The sequence below is a fragment of the Spartinivicinus marinus genome, assembly GCF_026309355.1.
Classification (GTDB): Bacteria; Pseudomonadota; Gammaproteobacteria; order Pseudomonadales; family Zooshikellaceae; genus Spartinivicinus; species Spartinivicinus marinus.
Window position 1 is genome coordinate 1,023,695 of sequence record NZ_JAPJZK010000001.1, and the last position, 20,105, is coordinate 1,043,799.

A 20,105-nucleotide genomic window follows, 5' to 3' on the forward strand; every position below is an offset into this window, starting at 1 on the left:
TAAATATTGGTTAATGACTTACCCAAGCCAAACCCGTGCATTTTGGAACAAGCGTAGCCATGGAGAGTCCTCTCCCCAGCTATCAGGCGCCCAAGAGTATTGCACTGTGCGAAACACTCGCTCAGGATGCGGCATCATAATAGTGACGCGCCCATCGCTAGTTGTGACCCCAGTAATACCGGCAGGGGAGCCATTAGGATTAGCAGGATAAGCTTCCGTCACTTGGCCATGGTTATCGACATAGCGCAAGGCTACTTGTTTTGCTGCATCCAGATTTTGCTGCCGGTCAGCTGTTAGCTCTGCATAACCTTCGCCATGAGAAACAGCGATTGGCATTCTTGAACCAACCATGCCTTGCAATAAAACCGAAGGAGAATCCTGCACTTCAACCATGGCTAAACGGGCTTCGAACTGCTCAGACTGGTTGCGAACAAAATGGGGCCAGTGCTCTGCACCCGGAATTAGCTCTCGCAAATTCGACAGCATTTGACAACCATTACATACCCCTAGCGCAAACGTATCTTGTCTGGCAAAAAAATCAGCGAACTGTTGTCTGGCGACATCATTAAATAGAATTGACTTGGCCCAGCCTTCACCAGCACCCAAGACGTCTCCATAAGAAAAGCCACCACAGGCAGCCATGCCTTTAAACTCAGCAAGCGAAGCTTTTCCTGACAAGATATCACTCATGTGAACATCGACTGAGGTAAAGCCTGTCCGATCAAAAGCCGCAGCCATTTCAACCTGGCTATTCACCCCCTGCTCACGTAATACAGCTAATTTGGGTTTTGCGGACAAGTTTAGGTAAGGAACTGCTATATTTTCCTCAGACTTAAAGCTCAATTCAGCATGCAGCCCTGGATCATTCTGCTGCAACAGTTGGTCAAACTCCTGCTGTGCGCAGCCGGGGTTGTCTCTAAGGGCTTGAATCTGATAGCTGGTTTCAGCCCACCAGCGCTGATACTGTTGACGGCTATTACTCAGCACCTGCTGGCCATTTAGTTTGAAGTCTATTTGCTGGGCAGCATTAAGCTGACCAACTTCATGAACCAGCTCAGCAATACCTGCTTGTTCAAACTGCCGCTTTACAACTGCCAAGTCAGCTTGTTTAACTTGAACCACAGCACCTAATTCTTCAGCAAACAATGTTGCAGCCAACTCCTCTTGGCTAGCTGCAAGCCCAGTTAAGTCGATAGAAATACCTGTACGGCCAGCAAAAGCCATTTCTACCAGCGTAGTAAACAGACCACCATCCGATCTGTCGTGATAGGCCAACAACTTTTGCTCAGCATTTAATGCTTGTATTGCAGAGAAAAAACCTTTTAGTAATTGAGGGTCATCCAAGTCAGCTGCTTGTTGGCCAACCGCATTATAAACTTGCGCTAATGCTGAGCCACCTAAGCGATTCTTACCCTGTCCCAAATCGATAAACAGTAAAACTGTTTCACCTTGATCTGTTCTTAGCTGTGGCGTCAAAGATAAACGAGCATCTTCAACAGGCGCAAATGCCGAGATGATTAAAGACAGTGGAGAAGTCACCGACTTATCATTACCTTGCTCATCGGTCCACTGGGTTTTCATCGACATGGAATCTTTACCCACTGGAATCGTAACCCCCAACTCCGGGCATAACTCCATTCCTACTGCTTTGACTGCGTCATAGAGGTTAGCGTCTTCCCCTGGGTGACCTGCCGCCGCCATCCAGTTGGCAGACAGTTTGATATCACTGATTTGCTTGATTTTAGTAGAAGCGATATTAGTAATGGCTTCACCAATCGCCATTCGGCCTGAAGCGGCTGCATCCAATAGTGCTACTGGCGTACGCTCTCCCATTGCCATAGCTTCACCAGTAAAGCTATTCAGTGTTGAAGTTGTCACTGCAGCATCTGCTACTGGCACCTGCCAAGGGCCAACCATTTGATCACGAGCCACTAAGCCAGTCACAGTACGGTCACCAATAGTGATCAAAAAACTTTTGCTGGCTACTGTTGGGAGCTTCAACACCCGCTCAGCAGCATCAGCCAAGTCAATTTTCTTACTGTTAAATGCTACCTGCTCTGTTTTTACCCGTGTAATATCCCGGTGCATCCGTGGCGCTTTGCCTAACAATACCTCAAGCGGCATTTCTACTGGCTTATTGTCGAAATGTTCATCAGTAACTACTAAGTCCTTTGCTTCAGTCGCTTCACCCACAATGGAATAAGGGCAGCGCTCACGCTGACAAATCGCTTCAAACTGGGGTAGGTTCTCTGGGGCAACAGCTAATACATAGCGCTCTTGAGATTCATTACACCAGATCGCCAGAGGTGACATACCTGGCTCATCATTGGGGACATTACGCAGCTCGAACTTTCCTCCGCGGTCACCATCACTCACCAGTTCTGGAAACGCATTGGAAAGTCCACCTGCACCTACATCATGAATAAATGCAATCGGGTTATCACTACCCAACTGCCAGCACTGATCGATGACTTCCTGACAACGACGCTCCATTTCCGGGTTATCCCGCTGCACAGAAGCAAAGTCTAAATCCTCGGTACTCTCACCGGTAGTCATGGATGAAGCGGCACCGCCCCCCAGACCAATTTGCATCGCCGGGCCACCAAGCACAACCAGCTTGGCACCAACAGGGATCTCACCTTTTTCCACATGCTCAGCGCGAATGTTGCCTAAACCACCCGCTATCATGATTGGCTTGTGATAACCTCTGACTTCATCACCATCAGGCCCATTAATGGTTTGTTCGTAGGTTCGAAAATAGCCACACAAATTCGGGCGACCAAACTCATTATTAAACCCCGCACCACCCAGTGGGCCTTCCACCATAATATCCAGTGCAGACACAATCCGGTTTGGCTTACCATTATCGACTTCCCAAGGCTGAGTAAAGCCAGGGATTTTTAAATTAGAAACGGTAAAACCTGTTAAGCCTGCTTTGGGTTTAGCCCCACATCCCGTTGCACCTTCATCTCTTATTTCGCCACCAGATCCGGTAGAAGCACCAGGGTAGGGAGCAATTGCAGTGGGGTGGTTATGGGTTTCCACCTTCATGAGGATATGCACATCCTCTTGATTGTAACCGTATTCTTTGGTTGCCGGGTTGGGGAAGAAGCGGTCAGCCTGATGTCCCTCAATAACCGCTGCATTATCTTTATAAGCAGATAGCACCCCTTCCTTGTGCATTTGGTAAGTATTTTTGATCATCGCAAATAGCGAGCGACCTTGCTGTTCACCATCAATTGACCAGCTGGCATTAAATATTTTATGACGACAGTGCTCTGAGTTTGCCTGGGCAAACATCATTAACTCAACATCTGTAGGATTTCGCTGTAATTTATTCTGATAACTGTCGTATAAATAGTCGACCTCATCATCCGCTAATGCCAGGCCAAGCGTCGTATTTGCTTGCACTAATGCTTCTCGCCCCTCTTCCTGGACAGGAATATAGTTCAATGGTGCTGGAGCGTCCTCTGCAAATAAAGCCACCGCTTCATCTGTGGTATAGCAGACTGCTTGAGTCATTCGGTCATACAGTGACTGTGATAATGTCTGCAGTTGCCCTTTATTTAACGGGTGATTGGTTGTGATGAAATAAGCTACACCACGCTCAACCCGCTTTATTTTTTGCAGACCACAATTGTGTGCAATATTGGTCGCCTTACTTGACCAGGGGGAGATAGTACCAGGCCTAGGAATAATCAGCAGCCTTTCACCTTGAGTGTGGTGTTCTTTAATATTCGGACCATAAGTCAGCAGCTTGGTTAGAACAGTTTGTTCTTTGACAGATAATGGCTCTGCCAAATCCACCAAATGGATATATTCTGCATAAATATCAGTTGTTTCCGGATGAAGTTGTTTCAGTTTTTGTAACAGCTTCTGACGACGAAAGTCGGATAGTGCAGGGGTTCCACGCAACTCAAGCATTCTAGGACCTCTGAGTGAGCGATGAGGGTTGAAAATCGGGCGTATCATACTGTATCTGACCTCAGGCAGCTACTTGTCTTAATGGTCAACACGCTACACCTGGTTTTCCAATTGTAGATAACTTAATCCGGATGTTTTATGAATTCGCATAAAAATGATGTAGAGCCCTTATTTGTAAGTGCATAGACTTTCACAGCGAAATTTTTGGAAAAGGCTCGTTTTAGAGATTTCGAGTGGCTGAAAAAATATTCTCTGTTGAAACAATGAGCAAATAAGGTTATGCAGAACTTTATGAAACACCTAGGTTAAAGTATGATGGCTGAAAATTTGTGATGTACATCATGCAAGTAATTTACGTAACCGAATGACTGGTTGTTTTTATAGCAATACAACAATAAGACTTTTACTCACTTTGTTTGTCTGTCTGTTGCAAACAGGTTGTGAACAACCCACCTCTTTGCAGCAGGTTAAACGACAAAAAGAGCTGATTATTGTTACCCGTAATAGCCCCACCACATACTATCAAGGCAAAGAGCAGCCGACAGGTTTTGAGTTTGAGTTAGCTAAACGTTTTGCCAAAGAGTTAGGTGTCAAGTTAACGATTATCACCGCAAACTCGCTTCCCGATATTTTCCATGCCCTTGCTGATAACGGTGCAGCTCAACGCATTAGCCTGGCTGCTGCTGGTTTAGCTGTCACCGACCACCGCCAACGACAGGTACATTTTAGCCAGCCTTACATGGATGTTACTCAGCAGCTGATTTATAACGCTAAACTGAAAGCGCCCAAATCATTTGCCGACCTATCCCCAGGTAAATTTCTAGTACTGGCAGGCTCCAGTCATGCCGAACGACTTAAACAGTACAGCGATCAAATTCCTATCCCCTGGGAAACCACGGAAGTACATGAAAATATTGACCTGCTAAGAATGGTCAATGATGGCGAAATCGACTACACAGTGGTTGATTCCAACGAGCTTGCCATGAACTTTATTTATTTCCCTAATATCCGGGTTGCCTTTGACCTTGCTCCAAGTGACAAGCTCGCCTGGGCATTTCCCAAAAGTGTTGATGCTAGCTTAATCAACCGGGCTAATTTATTTTTTGCCAAAATTAAAGCCAACGGCACTTTGGCCCATCTTTATGAGCGCTTTTATGGTCATGTCGAACAAATTAATTATGTAGGGGTTAAGACCTTTACCAAGCAGATGCAAAAGCGGCTGCCTAAATACCGTAATTACTTTGAAAAAGCCGCCGAGTCTTATGACATGGACTGGCGACTACTTGCTTCAATTGGTTATCAAGAATCCCACTGGCGACCTAAAGCAAAATCGCCCACCGGGGTGAGAGGCCTAATGATGCTAACTCGTGCCACCGCTAAAGAAATGGGTGTTGCTAATCGGTTAAACCCAAAGCAAAGTATTATGGGAGGTAGTCGCTATTTTAAAAAAATAAAAGCGCGTATTAACCAGGATATTAAAGAGCCAGACCGAACCTGGATGGCACTGGCCGCATACAATGTAGGCTATGGCCATTTGCAAGATGCCAGAAAGCTAACTGAAATACGTGGTGGTGACCCTAATAAATGGGTTGATGTCAAAGAGAGTTTACCACTCCTTTCCAAAAAACAATGGCATCAGCTGACTAAATATGGCTATGCCAGGGGTTATGAGCCGGTATTATATGTGCAAAACATTCGCCGCTATTACGATTTACTACGATGGCTGACTGTTCCCCAAATTGAAAACCTGCCCGTTGCTAAAAGTGAGCACTCCCCCGGCATTAAAGACGGCTAGTTTTGCATCCTGTCTTTTAGAAAGATTTTTTAATACCATTGCTACACCATAACTTTATTATTGTTCTTTTTGTTGTTGTCTCAGCAGTTTTTTAGCTTGACGACGCGCTTTGAAAAAATCAGACAACAGTTGCCCACACTCCTCTGCTAATACCCCCCCTGTCACTTCAACAATATGGTTCATCTGTGGTTGACTAAAGACATCTGTCACACTCCCTGCTGCACCCGCTTTAGGCTCATAAGCACCATACACCAAGCGATTAATTCGACTATGAATAATTGCCCCAGCACACATGGTGCAAGGTTCTAACGTCACATAGAGATCACAATCAACCAGCCGATAGTTGTTCAAGTGTTGTGCAGCCTCGATTAAAGCCATCATTTCAGCATGAGCAACAGGGTTATGACTACTAATCGGCTGGTTAAAACCTCGCCCAATGACATCACCCTGATAGACGACAATCGCACCCACCGGTACCTCTCCAGCTTTAGCGCCTCGCTGAGCAAGCTCAATTGCCTGATGCATCCAGTTAATATCAACTTGGCTACTACTTACTACTGTCATTATTTGGTCTCAAGTGATCTTACTGACTGTACAATAACGGTCTACACTAAAATAAATAACTATATCAGCGAATAGAATTTTCCAGCCAAGGAATGGGCAATGGAAAAAAACAATCAGCCCCCTCTTGATGTACTACAGCGCTTTGCCTGTTTTGAAAATCTTAACAAGCAACAACTGATATTAATTGCAGCTGCCTGTGAGCAGCTATCGGTTGGCGCCAAAAAAACCTTATTTAATATTGGTGAAACAGATGATAAAGAGTACTTTTTACTCAGCGGGGCAATAAAACTTACTGCTGCCGATGGTATTAGTAAAACGATTATAGCGGATAGTAAAGAAGCCATTGCACCACTGGCAAGACTGAAACCTAGACTATTTAAAGGTGAAACCACCCAAAAAAGCCAACTGCTGGTGTTTGATCAAAGCCGGCTTGATCAGTTTTTAAGTAGCAACAGAACAACCTTAAGTTCATTAATCCACGAAGATGAAATAGAGGAGCAATCTTTCTTTGATAAGTTTTCAGAGGATTTGACCCAAAACAGGCTACAACTCCCAACATTGCCACAAATCGCCGTAGCGGTAAAAGAAGAGTTAAATCGAAGCAACAACCACCTTAATGACATCGCTCAAATTTTAAAACAAGACCCTGCAATTGCTGCCAAAGTATTAGCAGCGGCTAATAGTCCCTTATTTCGAGGAATCAACCCTTGCGATACACTTTCTGGCGCTATATCCCAGCTCGGTACCAAAGCAACAGAACAGTTGGTGATTGCTCTTAGTTTACAGGAACTTTTACAAGTCAAAAGTCGCCTATTACGGCCACAGATTAATGAATTCTGGCGTGAGAGCGTTGAAGTGGCTTGCTTAAGCCACGCCTTAGCGAAACACAGCAATCAGTTCAATCCAGAAAAAGCCTTGTTGGTTGGCTTGGTACACAACATTGGTTTTATTCCTATTGTGTTGTATGCCGATAATACCGATGAAGAGTGTACTATCGCTGAATTAGATGAACTCAACCAAGAGTATGGTCGTCGTATAACTCAAGCGATCTTACATAAATGGAACTTCCCAGAAGATATTGCAGAGGCCGCATTACACAGCCACGACTGGTATTATGTCAGCAGTAAGCCAGAAGACTACACTAACCTTTTAATCATGGCCCAATTACACTATGCCATGTTCAATCGCACACACTTTCCTGAGCTGCCTCGAATCAGTCTAATTCCTGCATCTAAGCATATTGGCATTGGCGATTTTAACCCACAATTCAGCTTACAGATTAAAAAAGAAGCGGATAAAAACATGGAGAGTTTTCATGCATTAGTGGCCAATAAATAACCTACAGCCAGCCATATTCCTAACTCATAATCCAGGCATTATTCAGAAGGCACTTACTATCAAGCTAACTGCCGAATAGGAATTAATAGACATAGAAGATAATAATAAAAATCATTACTATTAACAAAAACCAAGACAGGTGAGTTATGACTGAATTTCGTATTGAAAAAGACAGTATGGGGGAGCTTCAGGTCCCTGCTCAGGCCCTATACGCAGCTCAAACCCAGAGGGCTATCAATAATTTTCCCATCAGTAGCCTGGCGATGCCACCTCTATTTATCAGAGCCCTGGCTTTAATTAAAAAGGCTGCTGCATTAACCAATGTTGAGCTGGAGCTTCTCTCCAACCCCATTGGCGAAGCCATTGCTCAGTCCGCCCAGCCAATTATTGAGGGAAAACACTTAGAGCAATTCCCTGTAGATGTTTTCCAAACAGGTTCTGGCACCAGTAGTAACATGAATATGAATGAGGTCTTAGCCACCCTAGCAAGCCAACAACTAAATGAAACTGTCAGCCCTAATGACCATGTCAATATGGGGCAAAGCAGTAATGATGTTATCCCCACTGCTATTCACCTGAGCGCCGCTATTGGTCTTAAAGAGCAGTTATTACCTGCACTTCACCACCTAAAAGACGGCTTAACCAATAAAGCCAATCAATTGGCTGAATACACTAAAACAGGCCGCACTCACTTAATGGATGCTATGCCGGTTTCCATGAAGCAAGAATTAGAAGGCTGGGCTTTACAAGTTGCCAATGGCATAGACCGTATAGAAGCCACTCTGCCTCGGCTTCATAAGTTAGCTCAAGGTGGCACAGCAGTAGGCACTGGGATAAACGCCCACCCAGAATTTGCCAGCAAAATGGCTGCCCGCCTAAGTGTAGAAACTGGGTTAGCCTTAGAACCCAATAGTAGTTTTTTTGAAAGCTTGAGCAGTCAAGATACCGCTGCCGAGCTATCAGGACAATTAAAAATTGTTGCTGTTAGTTTAATGAAAATAGCCAATGATTTACGTTGGATGAACAGTGGTCCGCTCGCAGGGTTAGGAGAGATTGAATTACCTGCTTTACAACCCGGCAGTAGTATTATGCCAGGTAAAGTTAACCCAGTGATTCCAGAAGCAGTGGCTATGATTGCAGCACAAGTAATTGGTAACGACTCCACAATTACCATTGGGGCTCAGTCCGGCAGCTTCCAATTAAATGTGATGCTTCCTGTCATTGGCTACAACTTACTGCAAAGTATTGAGTTACTGGCAAACGGTGCCACTGTGCTAGCCGATAAAGCCATTGAAGGTTTTAAAGTGCGAGAAGATAACTTAAAAGCGCCTTTGGCTAAAAACCCCATTTTAGTCACTGCTTTAAACCCCATTATTGGCTACTTAAAAGCGGCTGAAATTGCTAAAAAAGCCTATCAGGAAAGCCGGCCAATTATTGATGTAGCAGAAGAGTCTACAGATTTAAGCCGTGAAGAATTAATGAAACTACTTGACCCAGCCAAGTTAGCGGAAGGCGGCATTCAAGGGTAATTTTCTTTGTTTACTCCCCCTAGCTCCTTTTTTCAAAGAGTGTTGAGTGCGATATGGAATAACAGGCTATTCCTCGCCGTTCCTGAAAGACCATCCCTGGTCTATCAGGAGCTAACAAGGCATCCATGCCTTAGGCGACTGAATACCCTACTCCATATCCACTGACTTTTGCGACAGCCTCTTTGCCTTCTAAGTCTTCTCTTCTATTTCAGACTTTTTTTCAGGCATAATGGAAACAATACTTAATAAAAAATAAGACTGTCACCTTATGTTTAAGCCATCAACAGCACCTATTTTAATTACTGGAGGAGCGCAACGCATTGGTTACCACTGCGCCCAACGTTTTGCTCAGCAGGGCCAGCCAGTTATTATTAGCTACCGCCAGCACCATGAAAATGTAGATAAAATCACAGACCTCGGCGTTAAATGTATCCAAGCTGATTTCTCCAGCTCAGAGCAAACTCTGGCTTTTATTCAGGAGTTAATCAGTACTACTCCTTCACTACGTGCAATTATTCATAATGCTTCAAGCTGGTTGACAGAAGAAGATGCTGAAGTACCACCCGAGCAATTAATAAACACCATGACCCAAGTACATATGGTGGCGCCTTATTTAATTAACCTGCACTGTCAGTCATTATTGGACAGCGCAGAGGAAGCTGTCACTGATATTATTCACATCACTGACTGTGTAGTAGCTAAAGGCAGTTACTCCCATATTGCTTATACAGCGAGTAAAGCAGGGTTAGATAATATGACTCGCTCCTTTGCAAAACAATATGCGCCTGATATTAAAGTAAATGCAATTGCCCCCGCCTTATTAATGTTTCATCCTGACGACCCTACAGAGTATAAGGAAAAATCCCTTAGTAAATCATTATTAGGCATTGAACCCGGCCCCGAGGTCCTTTACGAAGCCCTTTGTTTTTTGCTGGGTAATCGTTATATGACAGGACACACCCTTGCACTGGATGGTGGCAGGACTATTAAATAAGGTCCCGCCTAAGAAACTATCGCTTGCAAAGATTCTCCAGTATTTTTTCTACCAGCTAACCACTTTAGCCCTATCACCACGACCACAAAAGCAATAGAAGATACCAGTAGACCAGCAATTACTGAGTCAGCTACTCCCATTGCAATAAAACCGCAGCCAGCTATTAGAGCTACCGCAAGACTATATGGCAGTTGGGTCATAACATGATCAATATGGTGACAACCTGCACCCGTTGAAGAAAGAATAGTTGTGTCAGAAATAGGCGAACAATGGTCACCAAACACTGAGCCTGCTAATACAGCGGCTAACGCTGGTAGCATTAAGCTGATTTCTATTGCAGCCGCCATATCGCCTGCAATTGGCAGCATAATACCAAAAGTTCCCCAGCTAGTGCCGGTTGCAAACGCCATAGCGCCAGACACTATAAATAAAATGACAGGTAGCAACTGTGGGCTTAACCAACTTTCTACCAAGCTTGATAAATATAACCCCGTTGATAGTTCTTTTATTAAACCTGTTAGCACCCAAGCAAAGATTAAAATAATGATAGCTGATAGCATGGATTGACAGCCTTGAACAATCCCTATCAATATTTCTTTAACTGATAACCGCTCTTTAATAGCAATTGCGAGTGTTATTACTGTACCAACCAATCCACCATAAAGCATTGCTCCTGCTGGGTCACAATTTTCAAAAGCCCCTAGTACAGTAATGGGTAAATTGTCAGCCATTAAGGTCTGATAACCAGTAAACCAAACAAAAAATAAAGTAGCAAAAATTAACGATATAATAGGCAACACCAGTTGGTATACCCTACCTTCTCGTTCATTTTTAAAGCTAACTGTACCTGCTGGGGTACCTTTAGCAGGATCGTAAAGCTGGTCTTCAGCAGCCATCATTTCATGGCGCTTCATTGAGCCAATATCCAATTTAAAATAAATAACTGCCAATACCATTAATAATGCAAAGATCGCATATAAATTCATGGGAATCATTGCAACAAAAGCAGTCAATGGTGCTTCACTAGTAAGTTGATGAGCCGCTAACACACTGCCAATTAGCGCAATAATATAAGCCCCCCAGCTTGAAATAGGGGTAATTACTACAACTGGGGCTGCAGTTGAGTCAATAAGATAAGCTAACTTGGCACGAGATACTTTATGCTGATCAGTCAATGGGCGACTAGTGCTACCTACCGCAAGGCTATTAAAATAATCATCAATAAAAACAATAATACCTAACAAAAAGGTTGCTAGTTGCGCGCCTTTTCCAGTTCTAACCCGCTGCCGTGCCCATCGCCCAAAAGCTTTAGCACCACCAAGCAACGTGACCATGCTGGTAATCACCCCAAGCAACAATAAAAACAGCATAATATCAACTTTGCCGTGGTTAATACTGCCTGCTTGACCACTTTCACCAGCCTCCCAAAACAGGCTTAATCCAGCGGTGCCCAGGTGCCCAACACTGGCTAATATATCGCCACTATTTAGTAATAAAATGCCTACTAAAATACCAGCACCAAGAGACACAAGCACTCGGCGAGTAATAATCGCTAAAGCAATCGCCACAATTGGCGGTAATAACGACCATGCATTAGGCACGGAAAAGTCCATTAAGCAGCCCCTTAATTTAGTGAAAATTAAGCACTGCATTATACTGACTGACTAGTAAATGAGAACCGCTTTGTTTTACAACATACTTCTTAACATCCAAGCATTTTTTTCATGCAAGCGCATTCGATCCGAAATTAATCCAACAGTCGACTCATCGTCTGCTTCTTGGGCCGCTGGTAAAATTTCCCTAGAAGTTCTAACTATCGTCTCATTCGCTTCAGCTAATAGCTTCAGCATTTCATTAGCAGAAGGAACGCCTTCTACCTCTTTGATAGCAGAAAGTTCAGCAAACTGCTTATAAGTGCCTGGTGCAGGATAGCCCAAAGTGCGAATTCGTTCGGCAATTTCATCCACGGCTGTCGCCAACTCGGTATACTGCTCTTCAAACATTAAATGCAAATCGCGGAACTGTGGGCCTGTTACATTCCAGTGAAAATTATGGGTCATTAAATATAAAGTGTAACTGTCGGCTAACAACCGAGATGTGTTCTGTGCAATTTTTTCCCGAGCTTCAGCTGAAATACCAATATTGACATCTTGTACTTGTTTCATCACGCTCTCCTCAACCATTTGCTATTATTTCTGTTTAGTTTATTGGTTGATAGTATAGGACGAACAGCATACACAATAAAACCAATTAAATAAATTCCAGCAATAGAAAAAAACTATCGAAATAATCCAAGGCCTTGTTTAGCAAAACCACTAAAACAATCGATAGTACCACCTCGTTTATAACGGCCAAATAAACCTCAAATTCAATATCATGTACTTTACTACCCCTGGAATAATATATCGCCTTTCTTCTAAACCACTTTATTAACAGAGTCCTAAACGTTAAATCTTTGCTGTTGGTTTTTTGGGGGGCTTTCTTACCCTTCCCTCCATATAAATAATCTAATTTCAGCTAGGCAATTTTTCTTAAAAAAACATTATTCCTCCAAATTACAATGGGTTAATTTTTCAAGTGCAATATACACATTACTTGAGTTATTAAAAGTAGGTTTTTTGCTATTCACAACTGTTTTTTATTATTTTAATTACAGTATTTCGACAAGCGTTCTTGATGATTTTTAGGGAGCCAGCTTGCTACTACACAGCTAACAATAGCTGTACTAATTAAAGTAAAAAAGTCAAGCGAGTTATCTAATGACAAAGTTCCATGAACTAGCTCTTTCAAGGTAATTCATGTAAGGAGCAATTAGGCAAGTTTCTTCACACAAACTTAATAATATACTTTAAAAGCTACCCTATACTCCATTCGAGTGGTATGTAACACCACATACAATTCATCACTACATCTATTTTTGAAATGAATTTAAGGGATATTCAAATGAATGAATATATTAATTGGGATGATGGACGTCGACTCAATCTTTCAACTGGAGCAACTGCTAAATGTCAGGCTTTAAACCCAGGCCAACTATATGCTCTATTTTTATATAACAGCAGCAATGCCGATCATGATATACAAGCTACTGTAGTGGGCAGCAACTCTACCCCTCCTGTACAGGTAACTGTACCAGGTACTACTGCTAACGAAGGTTTGGCCTCAATAGTGTTAGTTTCTGGTAATGATACTGATACTGTATCTATATCTATTGTTCCTAATGGAGTTCACTCAACTAATAATTTGGATATTTGGATGGGCAGTGTTCAAATGCCAACTAATACTGCTGGTTTAAATAATCAGCATTTAGACGCAACAGGTCAACCACAGCAATTTAACAAATATTGCCGGTATTACTCTGTACCTGCCTCACATTGGTATAACGTATCAATCAACAGCAATATTAACCAATTTATCAGTGTACAGTTCCAAGAAAGCACAGCTACTGTATACATCGTCAACCCAACACCAAACGCAAATGCACGTGTTACTGCGTTAGGCACAGTCACTGAAAACAAAGATTACACTATCGTAAAAGGCGCAAACCCAACTCCACAAACTATTACTCATTACCTATCAGGTAATGGAAAACAGTTTGTTTGGATGGATGCTGACAGTGAACAAAACTCTGAAGGCGCTACATTAGCTCTGACTAGCTTATAATACAGACAATAAAATAAAGTAATATTTTAGGTAGGCTAAATTTATAGCCTACCTCTTTTATTTCAAAAGACTAAATACAACTATTCCCACTCAATCGTTGCAGGTGGTTTGCTCGACACGTCATACGTCAATCGTGAGATACCACTGATTTCATTAATAACTCGGTTAGATACTTTTTCAAGTAACTCGTAAGGTAAATGCGCCCAGCGAGCGGTCATAAAATCGATCGTTTCTACGGCACGTAAAGCAACAACATACTCGTAACGACGTCCATCACCTACGACACCAACTGACTTCACTGGCAAAAATACGGCAAATGCCTGACTGGTTTTATGATACCAATCTGCATTATGTAGTTCCTCGATAAAAATAGCATCAGCCTGACGGAGAATATCAGCGTACTCTTTTTTTACTTCACCTAAAATCCGTACTCCTAAGCCTGGACCAGGGAACGGATGGCGGTAAACCATGTCGTAAGGCAAGCCTAGCTCTAAACCAATTTTACGGACTTCATCCTTAAACAATTCACGTAAAGGCTCAACCAGTTCAAAAGCCATGTCATCTGGTAACCCACCAACATTATGATGTGATTTAATGACATGAGCCTTCCCAGTTTTAGCTCCTGCAGATTCAATAACATCGGGGTAAATAGTCCCCTGCGCTAAGAATTTTACGTCCTTTAGTTTTGTAGCTTCTTGGTCAAATACTTCAATAAAAGTATTACCAATAATTTTCCTTTTTTGTTCCGGGTCATTGATGCCTTTTAATTTATTTAAAAATAAGTCTTCGGCATCGGCACGAATAACATGCACTCCCATATTTTCTGCAAACATGGCCATTACCTGATCACCTTCACGTAGGCGTAATAAGCCATTATCAACAAATACACAGGTTAATTGATCACCGATAGCTTTATGTAATAAAGCCGCAACAACCGAGGAGTCAACCCCACCAGACAAGCCAAGCAGTACTTTATTACTACCAACCTGCTCTCTTACCTTATTAATTAAATCGTCAATAATGTTGCTGGCCGTCCACAAAGGCTGACAACCAGCGATGTCTAGCACAAAACGCTCTAAAATCCGTTGACCTTGCTTAGTATGAGTCACTTCTGGATGAAATTGCACACCATAAAAATGCTTTTCTGGATTTTCCATAGCAGCAATAGGACAGCTGTCGGTTTTTGCTACTAGCTCAAACCCACTGGGTAATTTCGTCACCTTATCGCCATGACTCATCCACACATCTAAAGAAAAAGTACCCTCTGCATTAACATGGTCTTCAATGCCACTGAATAATTTCCCTGGATTTGTTAAATCTACCTGCGCATAACCAAACTCTTGCTTAGTAGAGCAGGATACCTTTCCACCAAATTGCTCAGCCATGGTTTGCATGCCGTAACAAATACCGAGTACAGGCACACTTAACTGAAAAACAATTTCTGGCGCCCGAGGCGAGTTTTCCGCCGCAACAGATTCAGGACCACCCGCCAAAATGATCGCCTTTGGATTAAATGCTTTAATCGCCTCTGGCGCCATATCAAATGGATGGATTTCAGAATAAACCCCTATTTCACGCACCCGTCTTGCAATTAGCTGGGTATATTGAGAGCCAAAATCCAAAATTAAGACACGTTCAGCATGAATATCTAAAGACATAATTAATCTCAAAGTTTTATCGAGGTAAAAGAGCAGCGGGGCTGATAATCAGCCCCGCTTTAACTTTCATTCATAGCCTGTGGATCAACCCACTCTGTAGTTGGGCGCTTCCTTAGTAATTGTTACATCATGGACATGACTCTCCCGCATCCCAGCATTAGTGATCCGAACAAACTGGGGAACGGTACGCATGGTTTGAATATCCGGGCTACCGGTATATCCCATGGCTGCTCTCAAACCACCGATCATTTGGTTAAGAATACTGGCCATCGGGCCTTTATAAGGTACCCGGCCTTCAATGCCTTCTGGTACCAACTTTTCAACGCCAGCCTGAGCATCCTGAAAGTAGCGATCACTGGAGCCTGTAGCCTGAGACATGGCACCTAAAGAGCCCATGCCACGATAAGCTTTATAGCTTCTACCTTGGTACAGCTCTACTTCACCCGGCGCTTCTTCAGTACCGGCAAGCATACTACCCATCATGACACAGCTAGCACCTGCAACTATCGCTTTGGCAATATCACCAGAGTAGCGGACACCACCATCAGCAATAACTGGGATATTTTCGTTCTTTAACGCTTCTACCACACTGGCTACCGCTGTGATCTGAGGTACACCAATGCCTGTTACCACTCGAGTGGTACAAATTGAGCCAGGTCCAATCCCTACTTTTACTGCATCAGCACCCGCAGCTGCTAATGCTTTAGCTGCTTCAGCCGTGGCAATGTTGCCGCCAATAACCTGAATATGCGGAAACTGTTTTTTAACCCAGGTTACTCTGTCTAATACTCCTCTAGAATGACCATGAGCCGTATCCACAACAATTACGTCAACACCTGCTTCAACCAATGCAGCTACCCGCTCTTCAGTTTCAACACCTGTGCCTACTGCTGCACCAACCCGCAGTTGACCAGCAACATCTTTACAAGCATTTGGGAAATCTTGTGCTTTTTGAATGTCTTTTACGGTCATCATCCCAGTCAAGTTGAATTTGTCATCAACCACCAAGACTTTTTCGATGCGATGCTTATGCAACAACTGTTGCACTTCACTTGGATCAGCCCCTTCTTTTACTGTTACCAATTTTTCTTTCGGGGTCATTATTTCCGAAACCAGAGTATTCAGCTCAGAAACAAATCGAACGTCGCGACTGGTGACAATCCCTACCAAGTCACCGTTTTGCATAACGGGTACGCCTGAGATTTTATTCTGGCGGGTAAGATCCAGTAGCTGCCTAACTGTCGCCCCTGCTTCAATCGTGATAGGATCTTTTACCACACCACTCTCGTGCTTTTTAACCGCACGAACATGGTAAGCTTGATCAGCAATGGTCATGTTTTTATGAATAATGCCAATACCACCCTCTTGGGCCATGGCGATGGCAAGCTGAGACTCCGTCACTGTATCCATTGCTGCAGATATCAGGGGAATATTCAGCTGAATTTCCCGGGTAAGCTGGGTTTTTAAGGATACATCTTTAGGTAATACTTCAGAGTAACCTGGAACTAATAAAACATCGTCAAATGTTAGGGCTTCTTGGGCAACGCGCAACATACTATGTCTACCGTATTGGCTTGCAAGGTGGGTAAATAAATCCCGCCAGTATAGCTTTTTTAGCTACTGCTAACAATATCGACTGCTTTTAAAATCATCTAAGGCTGCTATGACCATACCAACAGCGGACCCCTATACTTCCAAATCCACTCCAGAACGGCAGGTGCTGAGTGTTACTAAACTCAATCAACAGGTACGCCGACTGCTGGAAATTAGCTTAGGCCAGATTTGGGTAGAAGGTGAAATTTCTAACCTGGCGATTCCTTCCTCTGGTCATTGGTACTTCACTCTAAAGGATGCTAACGCTCAAGTCCGTTGCGCCATGTTCCGCAATAAAAACCAACTATTAGGGTTTATTCCTGAAGAAGGCACTCAGGTATTAATGCGCGCCAAAGTGAGTTTGTATGAAGGGCGTGGCGACTATCAACTCATCGCTGAGTATCTAGAAGAGTCTGGTAATGGAGCTCTTAGACGAGCATTTGAGCAATTAAAACAAAAGCTGGCTCAACAGGGCTTTTTTGAAGAAGCACATAAAAGACCTATTCCTGAACTACCTAAGCATATTGGGGTGGTTACCTCACCGACTGGTGCTGCTATTCATGATATTTTATCAGTACTGAAAAGGCGCTTTCCTGCCATTCCCATTACTGTATTTCCCACTGCTGTTCAGGGCAAAGAAGCCGCACCACAAATCGTCGCCGCAATTAGAGCAGCTGAACGCTATGGCCAATGTGATGTACTAGTTGTTGGTAGAGGCGGCGGTTCTTTAGAAGATTTATGGCCTTTTAATGAAGAAATGGTCGCCCATGCTATTTATAATTGCTCAATTCCAGTGGTCAGCGCGGTAGGTCATGAAGTAGATTTCACTATTGCCGATTTTGTGGCTGACTTACGTGCCCCAACCCCTTCTGCTGCTGCCGAAATGCTATGTAGCATTAGCCAACAAGAGTGGCTATCAGCCATCTCAAACTACCAAACATTACTCACAGAAAAATTAAAAAGCATCCTTGCTTTTCACCAGCACCAATTAACGAGCCTGCAAAAAAGACTTCGTCACCCTGGTCACCGTTTACAGGAATTAAGTCAACGGTTTGATGACTTAGAGATTCGCTTAAAACAAGCAATGGATAAAAAACTGGTTATAGCCAAAAATCAGCTGCAACTTCAACATAATGCCATCCAGCAGCAGTCACCAGCTAAACAATTGTTGCAGTATAAACAGTTCGTCCAGCTACTCACCAATCGCTTATATCACAGCACTCAACAAGCCCTAAAAAACAACCAGCTTAAAATGCAGCACGCAGCCAAACAGTTACAGATGGTTAGTCCACTGGCTACATTAAGTCGTGGTTATTCGATTACCTTAACTGAAGATAAAAGCCAGGCTATTCGTTCTTATAGTGAGGTAAAACCAGGTGACCAGCTAACGACTTTAGTGGCCGATGGAGAAATTAGCTGCCGGGTCGAAAAAACAACAAAGCGCAGTGTTTTAAAGACCAAGTAAAGTAAAAAGCCCTGACACTGTTATTAATCAGGGCTTTTTCTTACATCAGTTGTTCCTTGTGCGTGGCTAGCTTTTTTTCTTACGTTTCTTTTTATGCTCTGCCTTTTTCACGTGTTTCATCAAACGTTTTTTCTTATTAACTTGACGGTCTGATAATTTATTCTTTTTCCCTGCATAAGGGTTTTCACTGCCTTTAAACTCAATACGTATTGGCGTACCAACAATCTTTAATTCCCGGCGAAAAGTATTTTCTAAATAGCGCTGATAGCTAGCAGGCACTTCACTGGTTTGATTACCATGAATCACAATAATGGGTGGATTACTCCCTCCCATGTGAGCATAACGTAATTTAATTCGATTCCCTCGCACTAAAGGAGGCTGGTGCTCAACTATTGCATCCTCTAACAAACGCGTCAGTTGGTTAGTTGACCAGCGACTCATTGCTGCTTGATAGGCTTCTTCTACTGACTTATATAAATTTCCTACGCCAGAGCCATGGAGTGCAGAAATATAGTGAATTCGAGCAAAATTAATAAAACCCAGACGGCGCTCTAGCTCTTCTTTAACCTGGGCTTTCATATCTGCATCCATGCCATCCCACTTGTTTAGTGAGATTACAACCGCTCGGCCTGACTCTAAAATAAAACTCAATAAGTGCAGATCTTGATCAACCAAACCTTCTTTAGCATCTAAAACCAGAATCACGACATTAGCATCACTAATTGCCTGTAAGGTTTTAACAACAGAAAACTTTTCAACGGCTTCTTTGACTTTACCCCGACGACGTACACCAGCTGTATCAATTAACGTGTATTTTTGCTCTTGTCGTTCAAAAGGAATATAAATGCTATCGCGCGTAGTACCTGCATGGTCAAACACTACCACCCGATCCTCACCCAGCATTCTATTGACCAACGTAGACTTACCAACATTTGGCCGCCCGACAATACCTATTTTTATCCCCTGAGCTTTTTGTTCAGCTTCAGCTGTTTGCTGTTCTTCAGCCTTTTCTTCTTCTGATAGCTCAACCAACTCTTCAAGTTTGGGGAATTCATCCAAAACCTTATTAATCAGCGTTTTTACACCACGACCATGTGCTGCAGCGATACCTTCAACATTAGCAAGACCTAGCTGATAAAAGTCGGCCAATGCGGCATCTGCATCTAAACCATCCAGCTTATTTACCACTAGATATGCAGACTTATTATTTATCCGTAAATGCTTAGCAATCATTTCATCGGCTGGAGTCAATCCTGCTCGAGCATCAACCAGAAATAACACCGCATCAGCCTCATCAATCGCTTGCAACGACTGACCAGCCATCATGGCATCTATACCTTCTTCATTACCACTGATACCTCCAGTATCAATCACTAAGTAATCACGATTACCAAGCTTTCCTTCACCATACTGGCGGTCACGGGTTAAGCCAGACAGGTTTGCAACTAATGCATCTCTGGAACGGGTGAGTCGATTAAATAGGGTCGACTTTCCTACATTTGGTCTTCCCACTAGAGCAATGACTGGTGTCATAACATTTCCTACAACTTCAAAAGCACCCTAAGTGCCGAATTAACCCAAT

General features: G+C 43.2%; 13 protein-coding genes. 6 read left to right on the top strand and 7 right to left on the bottom strand.

The annotated features are described in order from the left end of the window. Nucleotides 1-18: 18 nt before the first annotated feature. Entirely contained in the window at nt 19-3,924 is a 3,906-nt protein-coding gene (purL, locus tag OQE68_RS04860; RefSeq protein ID WP_180567408.1) for a phosphoribosylformylglycinamidine synthase, read from the bottom strand. Nucleotides 3,925-4,288: 364 nt separating this feature from the next. Between purL and mltF the strand changes: the two genes are divergently transcribed. After that, nucleotides 4,289-5,719: a membrane-bound lytic murein transglycosylase MltF gene (mltF, locus tag OQE68_RS04865; RefSeq protein ID WP_180567265.1), complete on the top strand. Its 1,431-nt coding sequence runs from the start codon at nt 4,289-4,291 to the stop codon at nt 5,717-5,719. A gap of 57 nt (nt 5,720-5,776) precedes the next feature. Here mltF and tadA read toward each other — a convergent pair whose 3' ends face one another. Further along, entirely contained in the window at nt 5,777-6,283 is a 507-nt protein-coding gene (gene tadA / locus OQE68_RS04870; RefSeq protein WP_180567264.1) for a tRNA adenosine(34) deaminase TadA, read from the bottom strand. 99 nt (nt 6,284-6,382) lie between these two features. Between tadA and OQE68_RS04875 the strand changes: the two genes are divergently transcribed. The 3 genes from OQE68_RS04875 (at nt 6,383) to folM (ending at nt 10,144) form a co-directional block, all read left to right on the top strand. Then, entirely contained in the window at nt 6,383-7,621 is a 1,239-nt protein-coding gene (locus OQE68_RS04875; RefSeq protein ID WP_180567263.1) for an HDOD domain-containing protein, read from the top strand. 146 nt (nt 7,622-7,767) lie between these two features. Next, nucleotides 7,768-9,150 (top strand): class II fumarate hydratase, encoded by a 1,383-nt coding sequence (locus OQE68_RS04880; protein ID WP_180567262.1) that lies wholly within the window; start codon nt 7,768-7,770, stop codon nt 9,148-9,150. Between the two features lie 268 nt (nt 9,151-9,418). Next, nucleotides 9,419-10,144 carry a dihydromonapterin reductase gene (folM, locus tag OQE68_RS04885; protein WP_180567261.1) on the top strand — a complete coding sequence of 242 codons (726 nt, stop codon included), beginning with the start codon at nt 9,419-9,421 and terminating at the stop codon, nt 10,142-10,144. Between the two features lie 8 nt (nt 10,145-10,152). Here folM and OQE68_RS04890 read toward each other — a convergent pair whose 3' ends face one another. Then, nucleotides 10,153-11,757, bottom strand: coding sequence for a Na+/H+ antiporter NhaC family protein (locus OQE68_RS04890; protein ID WP_180567260.1), 1,605 nt, complete (start codon nt 11,755-11,757; stop codon nt 10,153-10,155). Between the two features lie 75 nt (nt 11,758-11,832). Beyond that, nucleotides 11,833-12,309 carry a Dps family protein gene (locus OQE68_RS04895; RefSeq protein ID WP_289623307.1) on the bottom strand — a complete coding sequence of 159 codons (477 nt, stop codon included), beginning with the start codon at nt 12,307-12,309 and terminating at the stop codon, nt 11,833-11,835. Nucleotides 12,310-13,087: 778 nt separating this feature from the next. Between OQE68_RS04895 and OQE68_RS04900 the strand changes: the two genes are divergently transcribed. Then, complete coding sequence (locus tag OQE68_RS04900) at nt 13,088-13,807, top strand: hypothetical protein (RefSeq protein WP_180567258.1); 720 nt, start codon at nt 13,088-13,090, stop codon at nt 13,805-13,807. An 80-nt stretch (nt 13,808-13,887) separates the two neighbouring features. On the opposite strand, the gene guaA is transcribed toward OQE68_RS04900, so the two are convergent. Both guaA and guaB read right to left on the bottom strand, forming a co-directional pair. Continuing rightward, the gene (gene guaA / locus OQE68_RS04905) at nt 13,888-15,465 is read right to left on the bottom strand and encodes a glutamine-hydrolyzing GMP synthase (protein ID WP_180567257.1); all 1,578 of its coding nucleotides are present in this window, start codon (nt 15,463-15,465) and stop codon (nt 13,888-13,890) included. 84 nt (nt 15,466-15,549) lie between these two features. After that, nucleotides 15,550-17,019, bottom strand: a complete 1,470-nt coding sequence (gene guaB, locus OQE68_RS04910; protein ID WP_180567256.1) for an IMP dehydrogenase — start codon at nt 17,017-17,019, stop codon at nt 15,550-15,552. Between the two features lie 109 nt (nt 17,020-17,128). Between guaB and xseA the strand changes: the two genes are divergently transcribed. Then, the gene (gene xseA / locus OQE68_RS04915) at nt 17,129-18,523 is read left to right on the top strand and encodes an exodeoxyribonuclease VII large subunit (protein WP_180567255.1); all 1,395 of its coding nucleotides are present in this window, start codon (nt 17,129-17,131) and stop codon (nt 18,521-18,523) included. Between the two features lie 66 nt (nt 18,524-18,589). Here the strand turns inward: xseA and der are convergent, their stop codons facing one another. Continuing rightward, the gene (gene der, locus OQE68_RS04920) at nt 18,590-20,056 is read right to left on the bottom strand and encodes a ribosome biogenesis GTPase Der (RefSeq protein ID WP_180567254.1); all 1,467 of its coding nucleotides are present in this window, start codon (nt 20,054-20,056) and stop codon (nt 18,590-18,592) included. Nucleotides 20,057-20,105 lie beyond the last annotated feature (49 nt).